Source organism: Rossellomorea sp. QJM3NY_18, assembly GCF_056173145.1.
Window position 1 is genome coordinate 1,754,845 of sequence record NZ_CM149659.1, and the last position, 18,739, is coordinate 1,773,583.

Annotated in this window: 16 protein-coding genes; 15 read left to right on the forward strand and 1 reads right to left on the reverse strand. The window is 44.3% G+C overall.

What is annotated here, in order from left to right; translation table 11 throughout:
• Positions 1–47: 47 nt before the first annotated feature.
• On the reverse strand, positions 48–1,751 hold the full coding sequence (locus tag AC0VXY_RS09015) for an Rqc2 family fibronectin-binding protein (RefSeq protein WP_475527571.1): 1,704 nt from the start codon (positions 1,749–1,751) through the stop codon (positions 48–50).
• 214 nt (positions 1,752–1,965) lie between these two features.
• Here AC0VXY_RS09015 and AC0VXY_RS09020 point away from each other — a divergent pair, with 214 nt between their 5' ends.
• The 15 genes from AC0VXY_RS09020 (at position 1,966) to AC0VXY_RS09090 (ending at position 18,702) form a co-directional block, all read left to right on the forward strand.
• The gene (locus AC0VXY_RS09020) at positions 1,966–4,647 is read left to right on the forward strand and encodes a cation-translocating P-type ATPase (RefSeq protein WP_475527572.1); all 2,682 of its coding nucleotides are present in this window, start codon (positions 1,966–1,968) and stop codon (positions 4,645–4,647) included.
• A gap of 167 nt (positions 4,648–4,814) precedes the next feature.
• The gene (locus tag AC0VXY_RS09025) at positions 4,815–5,690 is read left to right on the forward strand and encodes a YicC/YloC family endoribonuclease (RefSeq protein ID WP_435994553.1); all 876 of its coding nucleotides are present in this window, start codon (positions 4,815–4,817) and stop codon (positions 5,688–5,690) included.
• Positions 5,691–5,746: 56 nt separating this feature from the next.
• Positions 5,747–6,019 carry an extracellular matrix/biofilm regulator RemA gene (gene remA, locus AC0VXY_RS09030; protein WP_034755776.1) on the forward strand — a complete coding sequence of 91 codons (273 nt, stop codon included), beginning with the start codon at positions 5,747–5,749 and terminating at the stop codon, positions 6,017–6,019.
• Entirely contained in the window at positions 6,020–6,634 is a 615-nt protein-coding gene (gene gmk / locus AC0VXY_RS09035) for a guanylate kinase (RefSeq protein ID WP_435991420.1), read from the forward strand. It abuts the gene before it with no gap.
• Positions 6,635–6,856 carry a DNA-directed RNA polymerase subunit omega gene (gene rpoZ / locus AC0VXY_RS09040; protein ID WP_034755771.1) on the forward strand — a complete coding sequence of 74 codons (222 nt, stop codon included), beginning with the start codon at positions 6,635–6,637 and terminating at the stop codon, positions 6,854–6,856. It begins immediately after the preceding gene.
• Positions 6,857–6,990: 134 nt separating this feature from the next.
• A complete protein-coding gene (gene coaBC, locus AC0VXY_RS09045) occupies positions 6,991–8,220 on the forward strand; it encodes a bifunctional phosphopantothenoylcysteine decarboxylase/phosphopantothenate--cysteine ligase CoaBC (protein ID WP_475527843.1) in 1,230 nt (409 codons plus the stop codon).
• Positions 8,207–10,630: a primosomal protein N' gene (priA, locus tag AC0VXY_RS09050; RefSeq protein ID WP_475527573.1), complete on the forward strand. Its 2,424-nt coding sequence runs from the start codon at positions 8,207–8,209 to the stop codon at positions 10,628–10,630. The genes coaBC and priA overlap by 14 nt, the downstream gene beginning before the upstream one ends.
• Positions 10,631–10,661: 31 nt before the next feature.
• Entirely contained in the window at positions 10,662–11,144 is a 483-nt protein-coding gene (gene def / locus AC0VXY_RS09055) for a peptide deformylase (RefSeq protein WP_435991416.1), read from the forward strand.
• Positions 11,145–12,095 carry a methionyl-tRNA formyltransferase gene (gene fmt / locus AC0VXY_RS09060; protein ID WP_475527574.1) on the forward strand — a complete coding sequence of 317 codons (951 nt, stop codon included), beginning with the start codon at positions 11,145–11,147 and terminating at the stop codon, positions 12,093–12,095.
• Complete coding sequence (rsmB, locus tag AC0VXY_RS09065; protein WP_435991412.1) at positions 12,088–13,425, forward strand: 16S rRNA (cytosine(967)-C(5))-methyltransferase RsmB; 1,338 nt, start codon at positions 12,088–12,090, stop codon at positions 13,423–13,425. The genes fmt and rsmB overlap by 8 nt, the downstream gene beginning before the upstream one ends.
• A gap of 134 nt (positions 13,426–13,559) precedes the next feature.
• Complete coding sequence (locus AC0VXY_RS09070) at positions 13,560–14,309, forward strand: Stp1/IreP family PP2C-type Ser/Thr phosphatase (RefSeq protein ID WP_261751192.1); 750 nt, start codon at positions 13,560–13,562, stop codon at positions 14,307–14,309.
• A 4-nt stretch (positions 14,310–14,313) separates the two neighbouring features.
• Complete coding sequence (gene pknB, locus AC0VXY_RS09075) at positions 14,314–16,332, forward strand: Stk1 family PASTA domain-containing Ser/Thr kinase (RefSeq protein ID WP_475527575.1); 2,019 nt, start codon at positions 14,314–14,316, stop codon at positions 16,330–16,332.
• Between the two features lie 129 nt (positions 16,333–16,461).
• A complete protein-coding gene (gene rsgA, locus AC0VXY_RS09080) occupies positions 16,462–17,343 on the forward strand; it encodes a ribosome small subunit-dependent GTPase A (protein WP_475527576.1) in 882 nt (293 codons plus the stop codon).
• A 2-nt stretch (positions 17,344–17,345) separates the two neighbouring features.
• Complete coding sequence (gene rpe, locus AC0VXY_RS09085; protein WP_475527577.1) at positions 17,346–17,996, forward strand: ribulose-phosphate 3-epimerase; 651 nt, start codon at positions 17,346–17,348, stop codon at positions 17,994–17,996.
• 58 nt (positions 17,997–18,054) lie between these two features.
• Positions 18,055–18,702, forward strand: coding sequence for a thiamine diphosphokinase (locus tag AC0VXY_RS09090; RefSeq protein ID WP_475527578.1), 648 nt, complete (start codon positions 18,055–18,057; stop codon positions 18,700–18,702).
• Positions 18,703–18,739: the final 37 nt, after the last annotated feature.

Genomic DNA, 18,739 nt, shown 5'->3' on the forward strand with positions numbered 1-18,739 from the left:
TCCATCCAGTCAATTCTTTACTGAATGAAAGTGCATCTTGAGCTATATCAATCTTTTAACGATCGGACCAAATCAAGATCCGGTGTCACGTATACGGTTTGCTGTCCTTCATAAATGACAAATCCGGGTTTGGCACCTTTAGGTTTCTTGACCTGTTTGACTTCGGTGAAATCAACGGGCACGGAGCTTGATTCTCGGGCTTTACTGAAGTAGGCGGCAATATTGGCCGCTTCCTTGATCGTTTTATCAGTTGGCTTATGACTCTTGATGACCACGTGAGACCCTGGAATATCCTTCGTGTGAAGCCAGATCTCATCTCTACCTGCGACACGGTTGGTCAAGTAGTCGTTTTGTTTATTATTTTTACCGACCAGGATTTGTGTCCCGTCAGATGACATGTATTGTTCCAGTACAGGCTTCGTATTGGCTTTTTTCTTTTTTGTTTGCTTGCGGACCCTCAGGTAACCCTCTTCTTCGAGTTCCTCCCTGATTTCCTCCACATCTTTCGTCGAAGCAGATTCTAATTGCTGCAGTAATTGTTCGAGATAAACAATCTCTTCCTGCGCTTTTTCAATTTGTTCATGGACGATCTTTATGGCATTCTTCGCTTTTTGATAACGCGAGAAATAATTCTGAGCGTTATCGGAAGGTGACTTTTGAGGGTTTAATGGAATCGTGATACTTTCCCCGTTTTCGTCATAATAATTGACTACGCTGACTTCCGTCATGCCCCGTTCTACGGCATATAGATTCGAAGTAAGGAGTTCACCGAGCAGTTGATAGCGGTCAGCCTGTTGTGCATCGTCAAGCGTCTGCTCGAGTTTCGTTATTTTGTTGACATTTTTATCTCTTTCATTTCGAATGAACCGCTCCAGGTCATTTCCTTGTTGCTTGACTCGATCTCGTGCAGCCTTCTGGTAAAAGTACCGGTCAAGCAGTTCACTTAAGGAAGGAAATGTTTGTTTTTCACCTTGAAGATGCAGAAGGTCCATCCAGTAGAACGTTTCCTTCTCTGCTGTGATCAGGGTCGGCGTTATAGCATCATTTTTTGCATGGGCAATCAAAGATACGAATGACTCTGCAATGGCTGACCCGCTACCGATCCCGGCCCGGTGTACGACTTCCTTCGCGTAAAGGGGCGAGATACCGGCGAAAGATTGGACGATCTGTTTATCAAGTTTACCTGAATTGAAATCAAGGGCACGTAAAACATCTACCGTCTCTGCTTCAAGTGGATTTATTTTATCCTGTTGGGGCGGCAACACGTAGGTATGGCCAGGCAAGACAGTACGATGCGTATTCATGCTTGGTGAAATATGCTTGACGCTGTCAAGAATCATATTTCGTTCTTTATCGATTAGAATGATATTGCTGTGACGGCCCATTATTTCAATGATCAGTTGTTTATAAGAAATATCCCCGATTTCGTTCCTGCCTTTCACTTCGAATACAATCATACGATCTAATTCAATCTGATTGATCCCTTCGATGATCGACCCTTCAAGATGTTTTCGCAACAACATACAAAACATCGGGGGAACCGGTGGATTGTCGTAATTCTCAGCGGTTAATTGAACACGTGAGTAACTTGGGTGAGCGGATAAGAGCAATTTATGGTTCTTTCCATTTGCCCGAATGACCATGATGATTTCATTTTTATAAGGTTGATGTATTTTGTTAATGCGTCCGTGTAATAGGTTTTCATTCAATTCTTTCGTCATGTTTCTTGTGAATAATCCATCAAATGACATATATAACATCCTCTGCTTCATGCGATTTCAGTATAGTTTAATTCTATCCGACTAGGGCGTGGTTGAAAAGTGTATCAAATGTAACCGATTTTATCCCCCTGAAAGGGAAAATGCAAAACATACTTAAATCATATCATTTTTTAGGACGAGTCTGAATAAGAATGCTATGAGAAGGACAACTTTTCGTATCGTAGGAGGAGAGTGACATGGTTGCATGAAATTTCATGAGATGAGACAAGAGGACATAGAGCAGTCATTAAATACCAATTATCAAGAAGGGCTTTCAACAGAAGAGGTAACAATCAGACGGAAACAATTCGGGTACAATCAATTAGAAGAAGCTGAGAAGCAGTCAGCTTTATTATTGTTTTTTAGTCAGTTCAAGGATTTTATGGTTCTCGTGTTATTGGCAGCCACGCTCATTTCAGGTTTACTTGGTGAATACATCGATGCCATCGCCATTATTGCCATTGTGTTCATTAACGGTTTTTTAGGTTTTTTCCAGGAGCGGAAAGCTGAGAGGTCGCTTCAGGCCTTAAAGGAGCTTTCTGCACCCCAGGTTTCGGTGTTAAGGGACGATAAGTGGGTAAAGGTCGTTTCTAAGGATGTCATCATTGGGGATGTCATACGCTTTGCAAGTGGAGACCGGGTCGGAGCGGATGTACGTCTCATTGAAGCGAATAATCTTGAAATAGAGGAATCCGCCCTGACCGGGGAGTCAATACCTGTCACCAAATCCATAAATCCTGTAAATGGTGAAAATATGAGTCTCGGAGACTTGGAAAACATGGCATTTATGGGGACGATGGTCACGAGGGGGAATGGAATCGGTGTTGTGACTTCAATTGGTATGAAAACGGCAATGGGGCAAATTGCCGATATGATCCAAAACGCAGAAACCATGACGACCCCTCTTCAAAGAAGACTGGAAGAGTTAGGGAAGATCCTCATTACGGTTGCTCTTGTGCTGACGGGATTGGTTGTAGGAATCGGCGTGATTCAGGGCCATGATATGTATACGATGTTCTTAGCCGGGGTGTCATTGGCCGTAGCAGCCATACCTGAAGGGTTACCCGCCATTGTGACGGTTGCCCTTTCACTTGGTGTTCAAAGGATGATCAAGAAGAAAGCCATCGTCCGAAAGCTGCCGGCGGTGGAAACATTGGGCTGTGCATCCGTGATTTGTTCGGATAAAACTGGAACCTTGACCCAGAACAAGATGACGGTCACCCATCTGTGGAGTGGTGGAAGGACATGGACCGTCACTGGCACCGGTTATGAACCTGATGGCCAATTTTATATCGGGGAAAAAAGGGTGACGCCTCACAGTGAGAATGCACTGCAGCAACTGTTGACCTTCGGGATGCTCTGCAATCATGCAGACCTTGTAACTCGTGAAAAAACCTTTATCGTCGATGGAGACCCCACTGAAGGGGCTCTTCTTGTAGCAGGTTTAAAGGCCGGGCTTTCGAGGGAATCATTGCAGAAAAAATTCACGATTGTCAAAGAGTTCCCTTTTGATTCCACAAGGAAGATGATGAGTATCATAGTGGCCGACCAGAATGGAAAGCACTTCTCCGTAACGAAAGGTGCTCCGGATGTATTGGTCGGGAAAAGCGAATCGATCCTGTGGGAGGGAAGGCTACAACCGAAATCTCCAGAGATCACTGAAAAAGTAGAAGGTGCCATCAGTGAGATGTCATCAAACGCTTTACGAAACATAGCTATTGCATATAAACCGATCAAGGATCGGGCTGTCGAAACGCTGGTGGAACTAGATGTGGAAGAAGGGGTGACCTTCATCGGTTTACAAGGGATGATCGATCCCCCGAGACCAGAGGTAAAGCAGGCGGTGAAAGAGTGTCGTGCTGCCGGGATCAAGACGGTCATGATCACCGGGGACCATGTTCTGACGGCGAAAGCCATTGCCAAACAGCTGGGCATCTTGAAAAGTAAAGACCGTGTCATGGATGGAAAAGAATTAAACCTGATGGAAGTACATGAACTGGAAGAAATTGTGGATGAAGTATCGGTGTTTGCACGTGTATCACCCGAGCATAAGCTGAAAATCGTCAAAGCCCTGCAAAACAGGGGACATGTCGTGGCGATGACAGGGGATGGGGTCAACGATGCCCCTGCCATAAAATCCTCGGATATTGGAGTCGCCATGGGGATTACAGGCACGGACGTATCAAAGGAATCTTCATCGTTAGTCCTGTTGGATGATAACTTCGCTACGATTAAATCAGCCATTCAGGAAGGGAGGAACATCTATGAAAATATCCGCAAGTTCATTCGATATCTCTTAGCTTCAAACGTCGGTGAAATTCTCGTCATGTTATTTGCCATGATTCTGGCGCTCCCGCTTCCATTGGTGCCGATTCAGATTTTATGGGTGAACCTGGTGACTGATGGTCTCCCTGCCATGGCACTTGGTCTTGATAAGCCGGAAGATGATGTCATGAGAAGAAAACCGAGACATCCAAAGGAAGGTGTGTTTGCAAGGGGGCTCGGGTGGAAAGTGGTCTCCAGGGGATTCTTGATCGGCGGGGCGACGCTGCTTGCGTTCATGCTATCGTATAAGACTCACCCAGATCACTTGGCGTATGCCCAAACCGTCGCGTTCGCTACCCTGGTCATGGCACAACTGATCCATGTGTTCGACTGCCGAAGTGAAGTATCGGTGTTTTCAAGAAATCCGTTCGGGAACATGTATCTCGTTTTTGCCGTATTATCTTCACTCATATTAATGCTCTTGGTCATCTATATCCCTTCCCTGCAACCGATCTTCCATACAGTACCGATCGTATTGAAAGATTGGCTCTTGATCATTGGTTTAAGCTCCGTTCCAACCTTTTTACTGGCAGGGTCATTTTTTGCAAGAAAAAAACAGTGAAATGTGGTATAATCCAAAAGGTAATAGAGAAAATCCTCTATTACCTTTTTTATATAAAGCGATATGTTGTTCATAAGTGAGTGCTTCCCTTCACAATATATCAGCACGAGAAAGTGAAATCTGTTATCTTACATACGAATACCGTCAAAGGATTGGATGTGATCGTAATGGTTGTCAGTATGACAGGCTTTGGAAGAAGTAAATCAGACTCTCAACAACATACTGTAACGGTTGAAATGAAATCCGTGAATCACAGATTCAGTGAATGTTACATAAGAATGCCGCGACAATTAATGAAGCTAGAGGATAAAATCAAGAAGCAAGTATCCCAAAATGTTAAAAGAGGGAAAGTTGATATTTTCATTACCATCACAGGGGACGGACTTGTGCATAAAAATCTTCATATTGACTGGAAGCTCATTCAAGATTATTATCAGTTAGTAAATAAAGTGAAAGAAACCTTTTCCTTAGAAGATGAAGTGCAATTATCCCATCTCTTGAACAGAGAAGAATTTATCATGATTGAAGAAATGGAAGAAGAAAATGAAGAGCTTGAGAATCTGGTATTAAAAGCTGTGGATGAAGCAGCGCTGGACCTTAGAAAGATGCGGGAGAAAGAAGGAGAACTTCTCAAGAAAGATTTTCTCATTCATCTCAGTCAGTTTGAAAAGAATATCATTGAACTGTCCAGTCATGCGCCGGAAGTGGTCAATCAATATAGAGAACGATTAAGAAAAAGGATTGCCGAATACAACGAAACATCTTTCGATGAAAGCCGTTTGCTTACGGAAGTGGCCATCTTTGCGGATAAGTCTGACATAACGGAAGAATTGACAAGACTTCAAAGTCATATTCAGTACTTTCACTCCACATTAATCGATTGTGGTCCTGTAGGCAGGAAACTGGATTTCATGATCCAGGAAATGAACAGGGAAGTGAATACAATTGGTTCCAAAGCAAATGATTCCCTCATTGCCACCATTGTGGTGGAACTGAAATCAACACTTGAGAAGCTGAGGGAACAAGTGCAAAATGTAGAATAAGAAGTTTAGTTTCCTATCATTCTGGCGAAACTAAACTATTGATTAGGAGGAGCGTTATGTCGATCAAGCTCATCAATATAGGATTTGGAAATATCGTTTCAGCCAACCGGATCATTTCAATCGTAAGTCCGGAATCAGCCCCGATCAAACGCTTGATACAAGATGCAAGAGACCGGGGAACACTCGTTGATGCTACATACGGAAGAAGAACAAGAGCGGTCATCATTACGGATAGCGATCACGTTATTCTTTCAGCTGTTCAACCCGAAACCGTTGCTCATCGTTTGACAGATAAAGAGGATTTAGTAGAAGAAGGGCAGGGTAAATAAATGAAAGAAAAAGGATTGCTGATCGTTCTTTCCGGACCTTCAGGTGTAGGGAAAGGAACAGTTCGTAAAGCGATTTTTTCCCAGGAAGATACAAGGTTTGAATATTCCATCTCCATGACCACGCGGAAACCCCGTGAAGGAGAAGTGGATGGTGTAGATTATTTCTTTAAATCAAGAGAGGATTTCGAAGTGCTGATCACACAGGGGAAACTGTTGGAATATGCAGAGTTCGTAGGTAACTATTACGGAACCCCTGTAGATTATGTCAGGGAAACCCTGGATGCAGGAAGAGATGTCTTTCTTGAAATCGAAGTACAAGGTGCACAGCAGGTCAGAGATAAATTTCCCGAAGGTTTGTTTATTTTCCTGGCACCCCCCAGTCTTTCTGAACTTCAGAACCGCCTCGTAACAAGAGGCACTGAGACAGATGATTTGATCAGGGGCAGAATGAATACCGCGAGAAAAGAAATCGAAATGATGAATTTATATGATTACATTGTTGAAAATGATCAGATTGAACATGCGGTAGATAAGATTAAATCCATTGTGCAAGCAGAACACTGCAAACGGGAACGAGTGCAACAACGATACTTAAATATGCTGGAGGCTGAATAAATGTTAAACCCATCCATTGATTCATTAATGAAGAAGATTGATTCTAAATATTCGTTAGTCAGTATAGCGGCTAAGCGTGCAAGAAACCTGCAAGACACGGGGGATTACCGTTTGAACCGATATGATTCGCATAAGTTCGTAGGTAAGGCCCTTGAAGAAATTCATGCCGGTCAGTTATCTATGAAAGAAAGAGACGCCAAAGCAGTTTATTCTGATGAATAGACTGGCGGATCTTATTGAATAACTCCAAGGGTTGACTCGGAAGATTTCATCATCTTTCGGGACAACCCTATTTTCTTTTTCAATCAATATCCTTCATAATATAAGAAGGATAAAGAGTAATGGGGGAAAGTAGAATGATGCAGGGGAAAAGAATACTATTATGTGTATCTGGTGGAATAGCTGTATACAAAGCGGCAGCCTTGACAAGTAAATTGGTTCAAGGCGGTGCTGAAGTGAAGGTGATCATGACGGAGTCGGCACAGAAATTTATGGCTCCCCTTACGTTTCAGGCATTATCCCGTCAAGATGTGTATTGGGACACCTTTGATGAAAAAGATTCATCAAAAATTGCTCATATCGACTTGGCGGATTGGGCTGACCTCGTACTGGTGGCACCTGCCACGGCAAATATGATCGGGAAGCTTGCAAACGGGATTGCAGATGACATGATTACTACGACGATTCTTGCAACGACGGCACAAGTGTGGATCGCCCCGGCCATGAATGTACATATGTATGATCATCCAGCGGTAAAAAGGAATATCGACACCCTCTTTGGGTTTGGCCATCAATTTGTCGAACCGAGTGAAGGGTATTTAGCTTGTGGGTATATTGGTAAAGGAAGATTGGAAGAACCGGAGAAGGTAGTGGAGTTGGTTGATCGCTTTTTTCGGGAGCGTGTAAGTGAAAGCAAGCTGCTTGAGGGGAGAAAAGTAGTGATCACAGCTGGTCCGACGAGGGAGATGGTGGACCCTGTGCGTTTCTTTTCCAATCGTTCAACGGGAAAGATGGGGTATGCCCTTGCGGAAGCGGCCGTTTCCCTTGGAGCGGAAGTAGTATTGATCTCCGGACCTTCCGGATTACCGATTCCGGCAGATGTTGAATTTGTCTCCGTGACGACTGCTGAAGAAATGTATCATAGGGTGCATGAAGTATTTCCATCTGCAGATATCGTCGTTAAGAGTGCGGCGGTTGCCGATTACCGCCCTAAAGAAATTTTTGAAGATAAGTTAAAGAAAAAAGATGAAAATCTAGTGATTGAATTTGAGCGTACAAAGGATATATTAATGAGCCTTGGTGAAAGGAAGACCCACCAATACCTCATCGGATTTGCAGCAGAGACGACAAACGTTGAAACATACGCTAAGTCGAAGCTTGTGAAAAAGCGGGCAGATATGATCGTCGCAAATAACGTGAAAGAAATGGGATCCGGATTTGGAACAGATACAAACAAAGTATCGATTGTCACGAGTGGGGGAGACGTTCGCGAGCTTCCTTTATTATCAAAGGTAGAGGTAGCAAAAGAAATCTATAAAGAAGCCATCCGGCACATAAAGAAGGGTTCCTCACATGAACGTAGCTAGCGTCATTGTCGACGTTCCTGCCATGCAGACGGATCGAACATATGATTACAGTATCCCGGATGAATGGAAAGGCAGTATCGTTCCCGGTATGAGGGTCGTCGTGCCTTTTGGTCCGAGGAAAATCCAAGGCTTTGTCATTGAGTTAAAGGAGAAAGGGGAAGTCTCAAAACTTAAATCGATTGTCGAGCCGATGGATCTCGTACCCGTCCTGAACAAAGAATTACTCACGCTGGGCAACTGGTTGACTGAGAAAACCCTCTGCTTTAAAATCTCAGCCTTCCAAGCGATGCTTCCCGCAGCCATGAAAGCGAAGTATGAAAAATTCCTTCGACTTGAAGAAGACAGGAATCCGGGTGAGCTTCATCTCTCCCTCCAACGCTTTTTTCAGAACGGAAGAGAGGTTTCCTGGAATGCAATCGAAGAAAGCGGATTGCTCCCTCTCGTACATAAAGAGGTAAAGAAAGGCTCTGTTGAAGTCATCTACAGGGTGAAAGCCAAAGGGAATAAGAAAACCGTACGAAAGCTTTATCTGAACGTACCGATCGATCAAGTGGATGAAATGAAAGATCGTTTGCCACCTCAGGCCAGTAAACAAAAACAAATCATCGAATATATGATGGATGCTGCTCCTGGTGGTGATGGGATACTGGCATCCACCCTGATGGAAGTGATGGCCACGACTTCAAGTACCGTTAAGTCTTTAGTCCATAAAGGGATCATTGTTGAGAAAAACGTGGAAATGTACCGAGATCCTTTTGAAAATCGAACATTTGAGAAGACCTTCCCCCTTTCATTGACTTCCCAGCAGGCAGAGGCGATCGGTCCTATTTTGAGCACCATTGATCAAGGGAAGCATCACACATTTCTTCTTTACGGTGTAACAGGCAGCGGGAAAACAGAGATTTATCTGCAATCCATCCAACGGGTACTGGAGGAGGGGAAAGAGGCGATTGTACTTGTTCCGGAGATTTCCCTTACCCCTCAGATGGTACACCGCTTTAAAGGAAGGTTTGGTGACGATGTCGCCGTTCTTCACAGCGGATTATCAGTCGGAGAAAAATATGATGAATGGAGAAAGATTCAACGCAAGGAAGTGAAAGTGGTGGTCGGAGCCCGCTCTGCCGTTTTTGCCCCTTTTGAAAATATCGGGATCATCATTATCGATGAAGAGCATGAAACCAGCTACAAGCAAGAGGAGAATCCTCGTTATCACGCACGGGACGTTGCGATCTACCGAGGAGAATTCCATCGATGCCCGGTGATCTTAGGCAGTGCGACTCCTTCCCTTGAATCCTTCGCCCGGTCTTCAAAAGGTGTGTACGGACTATTGACGCTTGATAAACGGATGAATGACGGCCCGCTTCCATCCGTCGATATTGTGGATATGAGAGAGGAACTCAGGAAGGGAAACCGGTCGATGTTTTCAACGAACCTTTTCGAAAAGCTCCAGGACAGACTTGAAAAGGGAGAGCAAACGGTCCTTTTTCTAAATCGCAGGGGGCACTCATCGTTCATAATGTGCCGAGATTGCGGCTTTGTCCTGCAATGTCCGAATTGCGACATATCCTTGACCTATCATCGATTTTCCAACGGGATGAAATGCCATTATTGCGGTTATGAAGAAGGGGTCCCATCCACATGTCCCGAATGTACAAGTGAGCATATCCGTTATTTTGGGACGGGTACACAGAAGGTAGAAGAGGAATTGACGAAGCTCCTCCCGGATGCAAGGATCATCCGTATGGATGTCGATACCACATCCCGGAAAGGCTCACATGAAAAACTGTTAACCGCTTTCGGGGAAGGGAAGGCAGATATCCTCCTGGGTACACAAATGATCGCAAAGGGCCTGGACTTTCCAAATATCACCCTGGTCGGCGTACTCAGTGCGGATACGATGCTCCATCTGCCGGATTTCAGGGCAGCGGAAAAGACGTTCCAATTATTGACTCAAGTAAGTGGAAGGGCAGGCAGGCACACGCTTCCCGGGGAAGTAGTCATACAAACGTACACACCGGAGCACTACTCAATCGAATTAGCATCCAATCATGATTATAATCGTTTCTACCAGCAGGAAATGATGATGAGAAAAATGGGTTCCTATCCTCCCTTTTACTACATCACACTGATCACATTAAGTCATGAAGATCTAATGAAGGTCGTTGATATTTCAGAGAAAATGACGGCTTTCGTCCGTTCAAAGCTATCCGATACAACGATCATCCTGGGGCCTGTGGCATCGCCCATTCCGAGGATCAAGAATAGATATCGCTATCAATGTTTGATAAAATACAAGCGTGAACCAAATCTTGGCAGTACATTAAAAACGGTACTCGATCAATTTCAGCAGCAATATGCATCACAAGGGTTAACCATCTCCATAGATGTGAACCCTTATATGTTGATGTAACACTATTTATATAGAAAAATGGAGGACAGTTATGGCAATACTTCCAATCGTCATGCATCCGGATGCCATTCTCGAAAAAGAATGCGGAAAGGTAACGGATTTTGATAAAAAGTTAAAGAAATTACTCGCAAATATGTATGATACCATGATCGAAGCGGACGGAGTCGGGCTGGCTGCCCCTCAAGTCGGGGTCGACCTTCAGGTAGCAATCGTCGACATCGGCGATGACTCAGGAACGATCGAACTGATCAACCCGGAAATCATCGAGTCAGAAGGGTCTCAAACCGACCTGGAAGGATGCCTGAGCTTCCCGGGTCTCTACGGGGAAGTGACACGCCCATACTCGATCAGGGTCCGTACACAAGACCGTAAGGGGAGAATGGTTGAATTTCAAGCCCAGGATTTTCTGGCCAGGGCCATCCAGCATGAAATCGATCACCTGCACGGCATATTATTTACAACAAAAGTAGAAAAATATATCACAGAAGAAGAATTAGAAGGGTATGAAGCTTAAATGACGAAAGTGATTTTCATGGGAACACCCGATTTCTCGGTTCCTGTTCTCCAATCTCTAATCGATGAAAAATATGATGTGATCGCGGTGGTGACACAACCCGATCGCCCTGTCGGAAGGAAAAGGACCCTTACGCCTCCACCTGTCAAAGTGGCTGCTGAAAAGCACGGCATCCCGGTCTACCAGCCGGAAAAGATAAAGAATGAAGAAGAATTAAACAAAGTGCTTGACTTAAAACCGGACCTTATCGTGACGGCTGCTTTCGGACAGATTCTTCCGAACGCTTTGCTTGAGGCACCTAAATATGGCTGCATCAATGTTCATGCTTCCCTACTTCCGGAACTTCGAGGTGGCGCGCCAATCCATTACTCCATTCTCCAGGGAAAAGGGAAAACGGGCATCACCATTATGTATATGGTGGAAAAGCTGGATGCGGGTGACATCATCAGCCAAGTGGAAGTGGAGATCGAAGAGCGTGATCATGTGGGTACGCTTCACGACAAACTGAGCGCGGCAGGTGCAAGATTACTGATTGACACCATCCCTCCATTACTTGCAGGGGAAATCTCCCCTGTAAAACAAGACGATTCAAAAGCGACCTTTGCACGGAATATCAAGCGTGAACAAGAGAAGATAGACTGGGCGAAAGACGGGGAAGAAATCTACAACCATATCAGGGGACTGCATCCGTGGCCGGTTGCGTATACCACATTAGACGACTCTGTCATGAAAGTATGGTGGGGAGAGAAAGTAAGCGTGACCCCGTCATCACCTGGGGAAATCATCGGGATTGAAGAGGATGGTTTCGTTGTTTCGACCGGGAATTCAACTGGGATCAAAATCACCGATTTACAGCCTTCCGGGAAGAAAAGGATGAGTGCAAAGGACTATCTTCGGGGAGCGGGCGCACATTTAAAAGCAGGCCTGATGTTAGGAGAAGAAAATGAGTAAACGAAATAAAACCGTACGGGAAGCAGCACTCGATGTCATCGAGGCAGTGGAAAAAAATCAATCATACAGCAATTTACTGCTACATTCCGTGATTGAAAAAAATGAACTGCCGAGTAAGGATATCGGTTTATTGACGGAATTGACATATGGGACCATTCAACGAAAAATGACGTTGGATTTCTATTTAGCTCCTTTCATTAAAGGGAAGCTGGACGATTGGGTTCGTCAATTGTTACGATTATCCCTTTATCAGCTGGTTTACTTAGACCGGATACCGGATCGTGCCGTATTCTATGAAGCGGTCGAAATCGCCAAGAAAAGAGGACATAAAGGAATCTCAGGATTAGTCAATGGGGTATTGCGGTCTGTACAGAGAAAAGGTCTGCCGACTCTTGATTCCATCAAGGATCCGGTGGAAAGGGTCGCCATCGAAACGAGTCATCCATACTGGCTAGTAAAGAGATGGGAAGAACAATTTGGCTTAGAAAAAACAAAAGAAATGTGCGAAACCAATTTGATCGCTCCAAATCAAACTGCCCGGGTTAATACTACCAGGATCAGTCGTGAAGAGCTTATGCAACTTTTAATTGAAAACGGGAATGAAGTGAAAAAAAGTTCGATCGTCCCGGAGGCGGTCCAAGCGCTGCGGGGGAACCTCGCGAAAACAGATGCATACAGAAATGGATTATGTACGATACAGGATGAAAGCTCGATGCTTGTTTCTCATGCTTTAAAGCTTGAAAAAGGCATGAAAGTATTGGATGCGTGTGCAGCACCTGGAGGAAAATCGACCCACATCGCAGAGAAACTTTCTGGAACCGGCGAAGTCCATGCATTGGATCTCCATAAGCATAAGGTCAAGTTAATTGATGAAAATGCTTCCCGACTCGGTCTTTCTAATGTACACACCGCTGTCCTTGATAGCAGGAAAGCAGGAGAGAAATTTGAAAAGGGAAGTTTCGATCGGATATTGGTCGATGCACCATGCTCGGGTTTAGGCGTACTCAGAAGAAAACCGGATATTAAATATGCGAAAAAAGAAAGTGATCTTTTGTCCCTTCAAAAAATCCAGCTCGATATCCTCTCAGCCGTTGCACCATTGCTCAAAAATGGTGGATTATTGGTCTATAGCACATGTACGGTGGATCGTAATGAAAATGAAGGAACCGTTTCGGCATTTCTGAATGATCACCCTGAATTTGAGTTTCATGCACTCGACCACCTTCCGGAAGCAGTGAGACCGTTCATTGAAGGGAACCAAATGCAAATATTTCCGCAGGATTTCGGAGGGGACGGCTTCTATATTTCGTGCTTTCTTAAAAAGGATTGAGTCGGGTATTCATCAAATGTTGAAAGTAAAGCAGGAATATCCGCTGTAAAAGTCGTAAAAGTACAACAGACCTTTTAATATGTGCAGAAGGAACTGCTTGAAATAGGTGCAGAAGAAGAGAAGAGGTGACCTAAGTGAAGACGGTTTATTTTACGGACAAAGGGAAAGTGCGGCAGCTGAATGAAGATAGTGCCGGTGTATTCGTGAATCAGCATGGAGATCATTTAGCTGTTGTAGCAGATGGGATGGGCGGCCACAGAGCAGGGGACGTTGCCAGTGAGCTTACCATTTCCATCTTAAAGGACTTATGGGAGAAAACCGAGAAATTTCACACCGCTGATGAAGCAGAAAATTGGTTAAAATCAACTATTAACGAAGTAAACAAAGAAGTATATACTTATTCTCAATCCAATTCCGAATGTGAAGGGATGGGTACGACTCTCGTCGGAGCCATTTGTACTTCTTTATTTGCAACGATTGTCAATATTGGTGACAGCAGAGGATATATCCTGAATGAAAACGGATTTCATCAGTTGACCGAAGATCATACGCTTGTGAATGAATTGGTCAGGAGCGGTGAAATTTCAAAGGAAGATGCAGAGCATCATCCGAGAAAAAATGTAATCTTAAGAGCTATCGGTACGGAAGCTTCAATTACGATGGATATTAAAACAATCATGTTCGAAGAGGAAGATGTCATTCTTCTATGTTCAGACGGTCTTTCAAATAAAGTCTCTGAAAAAGAAATGAAAGAGGTACTGGCCCAGGACCACTCCCTGGAAAATAAAGGGGAGTCGCTCGTTCATTTAGCCAACGAATATGGCGGTGAAGATAATATTACCGTAGTAATTGTCGAGTTTGCCGCTGAAACGGAAAGCGGGTGATAACATGATGGAAGGTAAGCGCATCAGTGGGCGTTACAGAATTATTAAACTCATTGGTGGAGGGGGAATGGCCAACGTTTATTTAGCTCACGATGTAATTCTGGATCGTGAAGTGGCCATTAAAATGCTCCGTATCGACTTTGCCAATGAAGAGGAATTCATTAAACGATTCCAACGGGAAGCCCAATCTGCTACTAGTCTTGCCCACCCTAATATTGTGAGCATTTATGATGTAGGAGAAGAGGATGATCTCTATTATATCGTCATGGAATATGTTCATGGCATGACACTAAAGCAATACATACAGCAACACTCGCCTGTCAATGTCGACAAGGCGATCGATATCATGAAGCAACTGACAATCGCCATGTCTCATGCTCATCAGAATCATATCGTCCACCGTGACATCAAACCTCATAACATCCTTCTAGATGAAGAAGGAAATGTGAAGATAACTGATTTCGGGATTGCGATGGCCCTTAGTGCCACGTCGATCACACAGACCAATTCGGTTCTCGGATCGGTCCACTACCTTTCTCCTGAGCAGGCGAGAGGCGGGATGGCCACAAAGAAATCGGATATCTATTCACTTGGGATCGTCATGTTCGAATTGTTGACGGGCAGATTACCTTTCTCCGGAGAATCTGCGGTCTCGATTGCCTTAAAGCATTTGCAATCGGAAACACCTTCCTTGAAAAGATGGAACCCGGACATTCCGCAAAGTGTCGAAAATATCGTACTGAAAGCAACTGCAAAGGATCCATTCAGACGCTACGAGAGCCTCGAAGAAATGGATGAAGACTTGTCAACAGCCCTTGATGCCGATCGCATGAACGAACCTAAATTCGCCGTTCCTCTCGATGATGAAGCGACAAAAGCGATTCCTGTCATCACCGATCAGAAGGCGTACTCGAATTTAGATGATACGATCGTCCATCACCAGAACAATACAGATGACGTGCAAACCAAGCCTACCCCACCAGTGAAAGAGGGGAAGAAGGGTAAAAAAGATAAAACAAAAGCCCCAAAGGAAAAAAGTAAGAAGAAGTGGCCGATTGTGATCATTGGATTATTCTTTTTATTGATTCTGTTGGGAGTTGCCGCTGTCACGTTGGTGCCTGGTTTATTGGGACCGAAAGAGATAGAAGTACCGAACGTTTCAGAGATGGATCAAACCGAAGCGATTTCGACAATCATATCGGATGGATTTGTGGTTGGTGAGACCAAGAAGGTACCCGATGAAGATATTCCTGAAGGTTATGTGATCAAGACCAATCCGAAAGCAGGCCGAATGGCGAATGAAGGATCGGCTGTTGATATCTATGTCAGTACAGGTAAAGAAAAAGTGGAAGTCGATGATTATGCCGGCAAGGACTTTGAAGAAGTGTCTGCTGATTTGGAAGAAAAGGGATTCACGGTAGAGAAAGAAGAAGAGTTTAATGAGGACGAGGCCCAGGGAACGATCCTGGATCAGGACCCGTCACCAGGGGAAGAAGTCGTGGCTGATGAGACGACAATAACCTTTACGGTCAGTAAAGGGCGAGAATCCTTTGATTTAGACAGCTTGATAGGATTCGATCAAACTGCACTCGATAAATATGAAGCATCAAAAGGGATAAATATCATTGTACAAAGTGAAGAATTCTCATCAGAAGTAGAAGATGGTAAGGTGATTTCCCATAAGCCGGTGGCAAGTACTCCTATCACAAAAGGGGATACGGTTTATGTGATCATGTCTAAGGGCCCTGAACCGCCGAAGGAAGTACCGACTAAGGAGGTTACCGAAGACGTAACCATCCCTTATAAGGGACAAGAAGGAAAGCCTCAATCCGTAGAAATATTCATTGACGATAAGGACAGTAATCTTGACGACAGTGATGCAGACCAAGTCCAAGGAATTTATGAGGATACGACCATTACAATGACCTTCACTTTAGAAGAAGGAACCAAAGGGGAATATCTTATTTTAGTCGACGGTGAAGAGTATAAAAAAGGTACTGTCGAGTATCCTAAAGAAGAATAACATTCACTTGCCAAGGGGCTGTACCCGGGTTATGAAATAACCTACGGGACAGTCCTCTTGTTTTCATTTATAATGATAATGATACATAATGAAGATATTTAGATAACCATATTGAATAGGAGGTTTCGAATGCCTGAAGGAAAAATCGTAAAAGCATTGAGTGGATTTTATTATGTTCTCTCAGAAGGTAGCGTGACGCAATGCAGAGGCAGGGGCAATTTCCGTAAAAATAAAATTACGCCCCTCGTGGGTGATTATGTTGAATTTCAAGCAGAGAACAAAACGGATGGATACATTCTGAAGGTATTGGATCGGAAGAATGAATTGGTACGCCCGCCCATCGCAAACGTCGATCAGGCGATTCTGGTCTTTTCAGCCAGTGAACCGGCTTTCAGTCCTGCGCTACTGGATCGTTTTCTTGTGTTGGTGGAGAGCAAAGAAATTGAACCGCTCATCTGCGTGACAAAGATGGACCTCTTGACCACGGACCAGGCAAACAAGATCGAACAATATGTGGCAGATTATCGCTCATTCGGGTATGAAGTGCTGATGACTTCTTCTAAAACAGAGCATGGGCTGGAGGAATTGACCCCTTACTTAAAGGGTAAAATTTCCGTTTTTGCCGGGCAGTCAGGAGTAGGGAAATCATCCTTGCTAAATGCCCTGAACCCCGAATTGGAGCTGAAGACAGCCATGATTTCTGCCCACTTGGGTCGGGGGAAACATACCACCCGCCATGTGGAACTTATCGATATAAAGGATGGGTTGGTCGCAGATACCCCGGGATTCAGTTCATTGGAGTTTTCAGAGCTTGAAATAGAAGAACTGCCGCGATGCTTCCCGGAAATGGTCGAGGTAGCCGAAGAGTGTAAATTCAGGGGCTGTCTTCATATCAATGAACCGAAATGTGCCGTGAAATCCGCCGTTGAAGCGGGAAGGATTCCTGATTACCGCTACAATCACTATTTGACTTTCCATAAAGAAATAAAAGAAAGAAAGCCGAGGTACTAAATATGAAAATCGCACCATCCATTCTTTCTGCCAATTTTGCAGAGCTGGGCAATGAAATTAAAGATGTAGAAAAAGGGGGAGCGGACTATATCCATGTAGACGTCATGGATGGTCACTTCGTACCGAATATTACGCTCGGTCCAATGATCGTAAAAGCTATCCGTCCATTAACAACGTTACCACTGGACGTACATCTCATGATTGAAAACCCAAGTCAATACATTGAAGCCTTTGCCGATGCAGGAGCGGACTATATTACCGTCCATGTAGAAGCAGACCCCCATTTGCATAGAACGATACAAATGATCAAAAGCAAGGGAGTCAAGGCGGGTGTCGTCCTGAATCCAGGTACTCCAGCAGACTCGATCAAACCTGTCTTGCAAGATGTCGATATGGTCCTCTTGATGACTGTGAACCCTGGATTCGGCGGGCAGTCATTTATCCCGTCTGTCGTGCCGAAAATCAAGAAGATCCGTGAATGGGCAAATGAAGTCAATCCTTCACTCGAAATCGAAGTGGATGGTGGCATCAACCCTGAAACGGCTGCCGTTTGTGCTGAAGCGGGTGCAGACGTATTTGTAGCTGGATCTGCCATCTATAATAAGAGTGACCGAGGGGCAGCAATTGAAGAGTTGAAAAAATCTCTCTTGTAAGAGACGAAGGCTGATCCTTAAGGGATCAGCCTATTTTTTTAAAATGGGAGTGGAGGATATGGAAATCAATATCGTTGCCGGCGGACCGGATAGATACATTCCGGAATTGAACAAATATTGCAGTGATGGAGTCAACTGGGTTGGCGTAGACCGTGGCGTTTATACCTTATTGGAACAAAAAATCGAACCCTGTATTGCATTCGGGGATTTTGATTCAGTGAACATGGAAGAGTGGGAACTGATCCAAGAAAAAGTCCGGGAAGTCAATCGCTATCAGCCGGAAAAAGACGAGACGGATCTGGAGCTTGCCTTGAACTGGGCAATCGATCAGAACCCTGATAAAATTTCTATCTTCGGTGCCACCGGGGGACGGCTTGATCACTTCATGGGTAACCTGCAATTATTAATGACCCCGAAACTTTTAGAAGCTCGCATTAAAGTGGAAATGATCGATGTGCAAAATCGATTATCCCTTGCTGAACCCGGTGAGCATAATGTTGAAAAAAGCACGGAATTACAGTATATTTCCTTTGTTCCCGTCACCGAAAATGTCGAAGGAATCACCCTCACCGGCTTTAAATATCCATTAAAAAATCGGAATATTTCAAGAGGATCCACACTATGTATTAGTAATGAACTTATACAATCATCTGGTACTTTTTCCTTTTCAAATGGCATATTAATGGTGATAAGAAGCAGTGATTAAAGCTTCTCATAACCAGGCAGAAAAGAAGACGTACTTA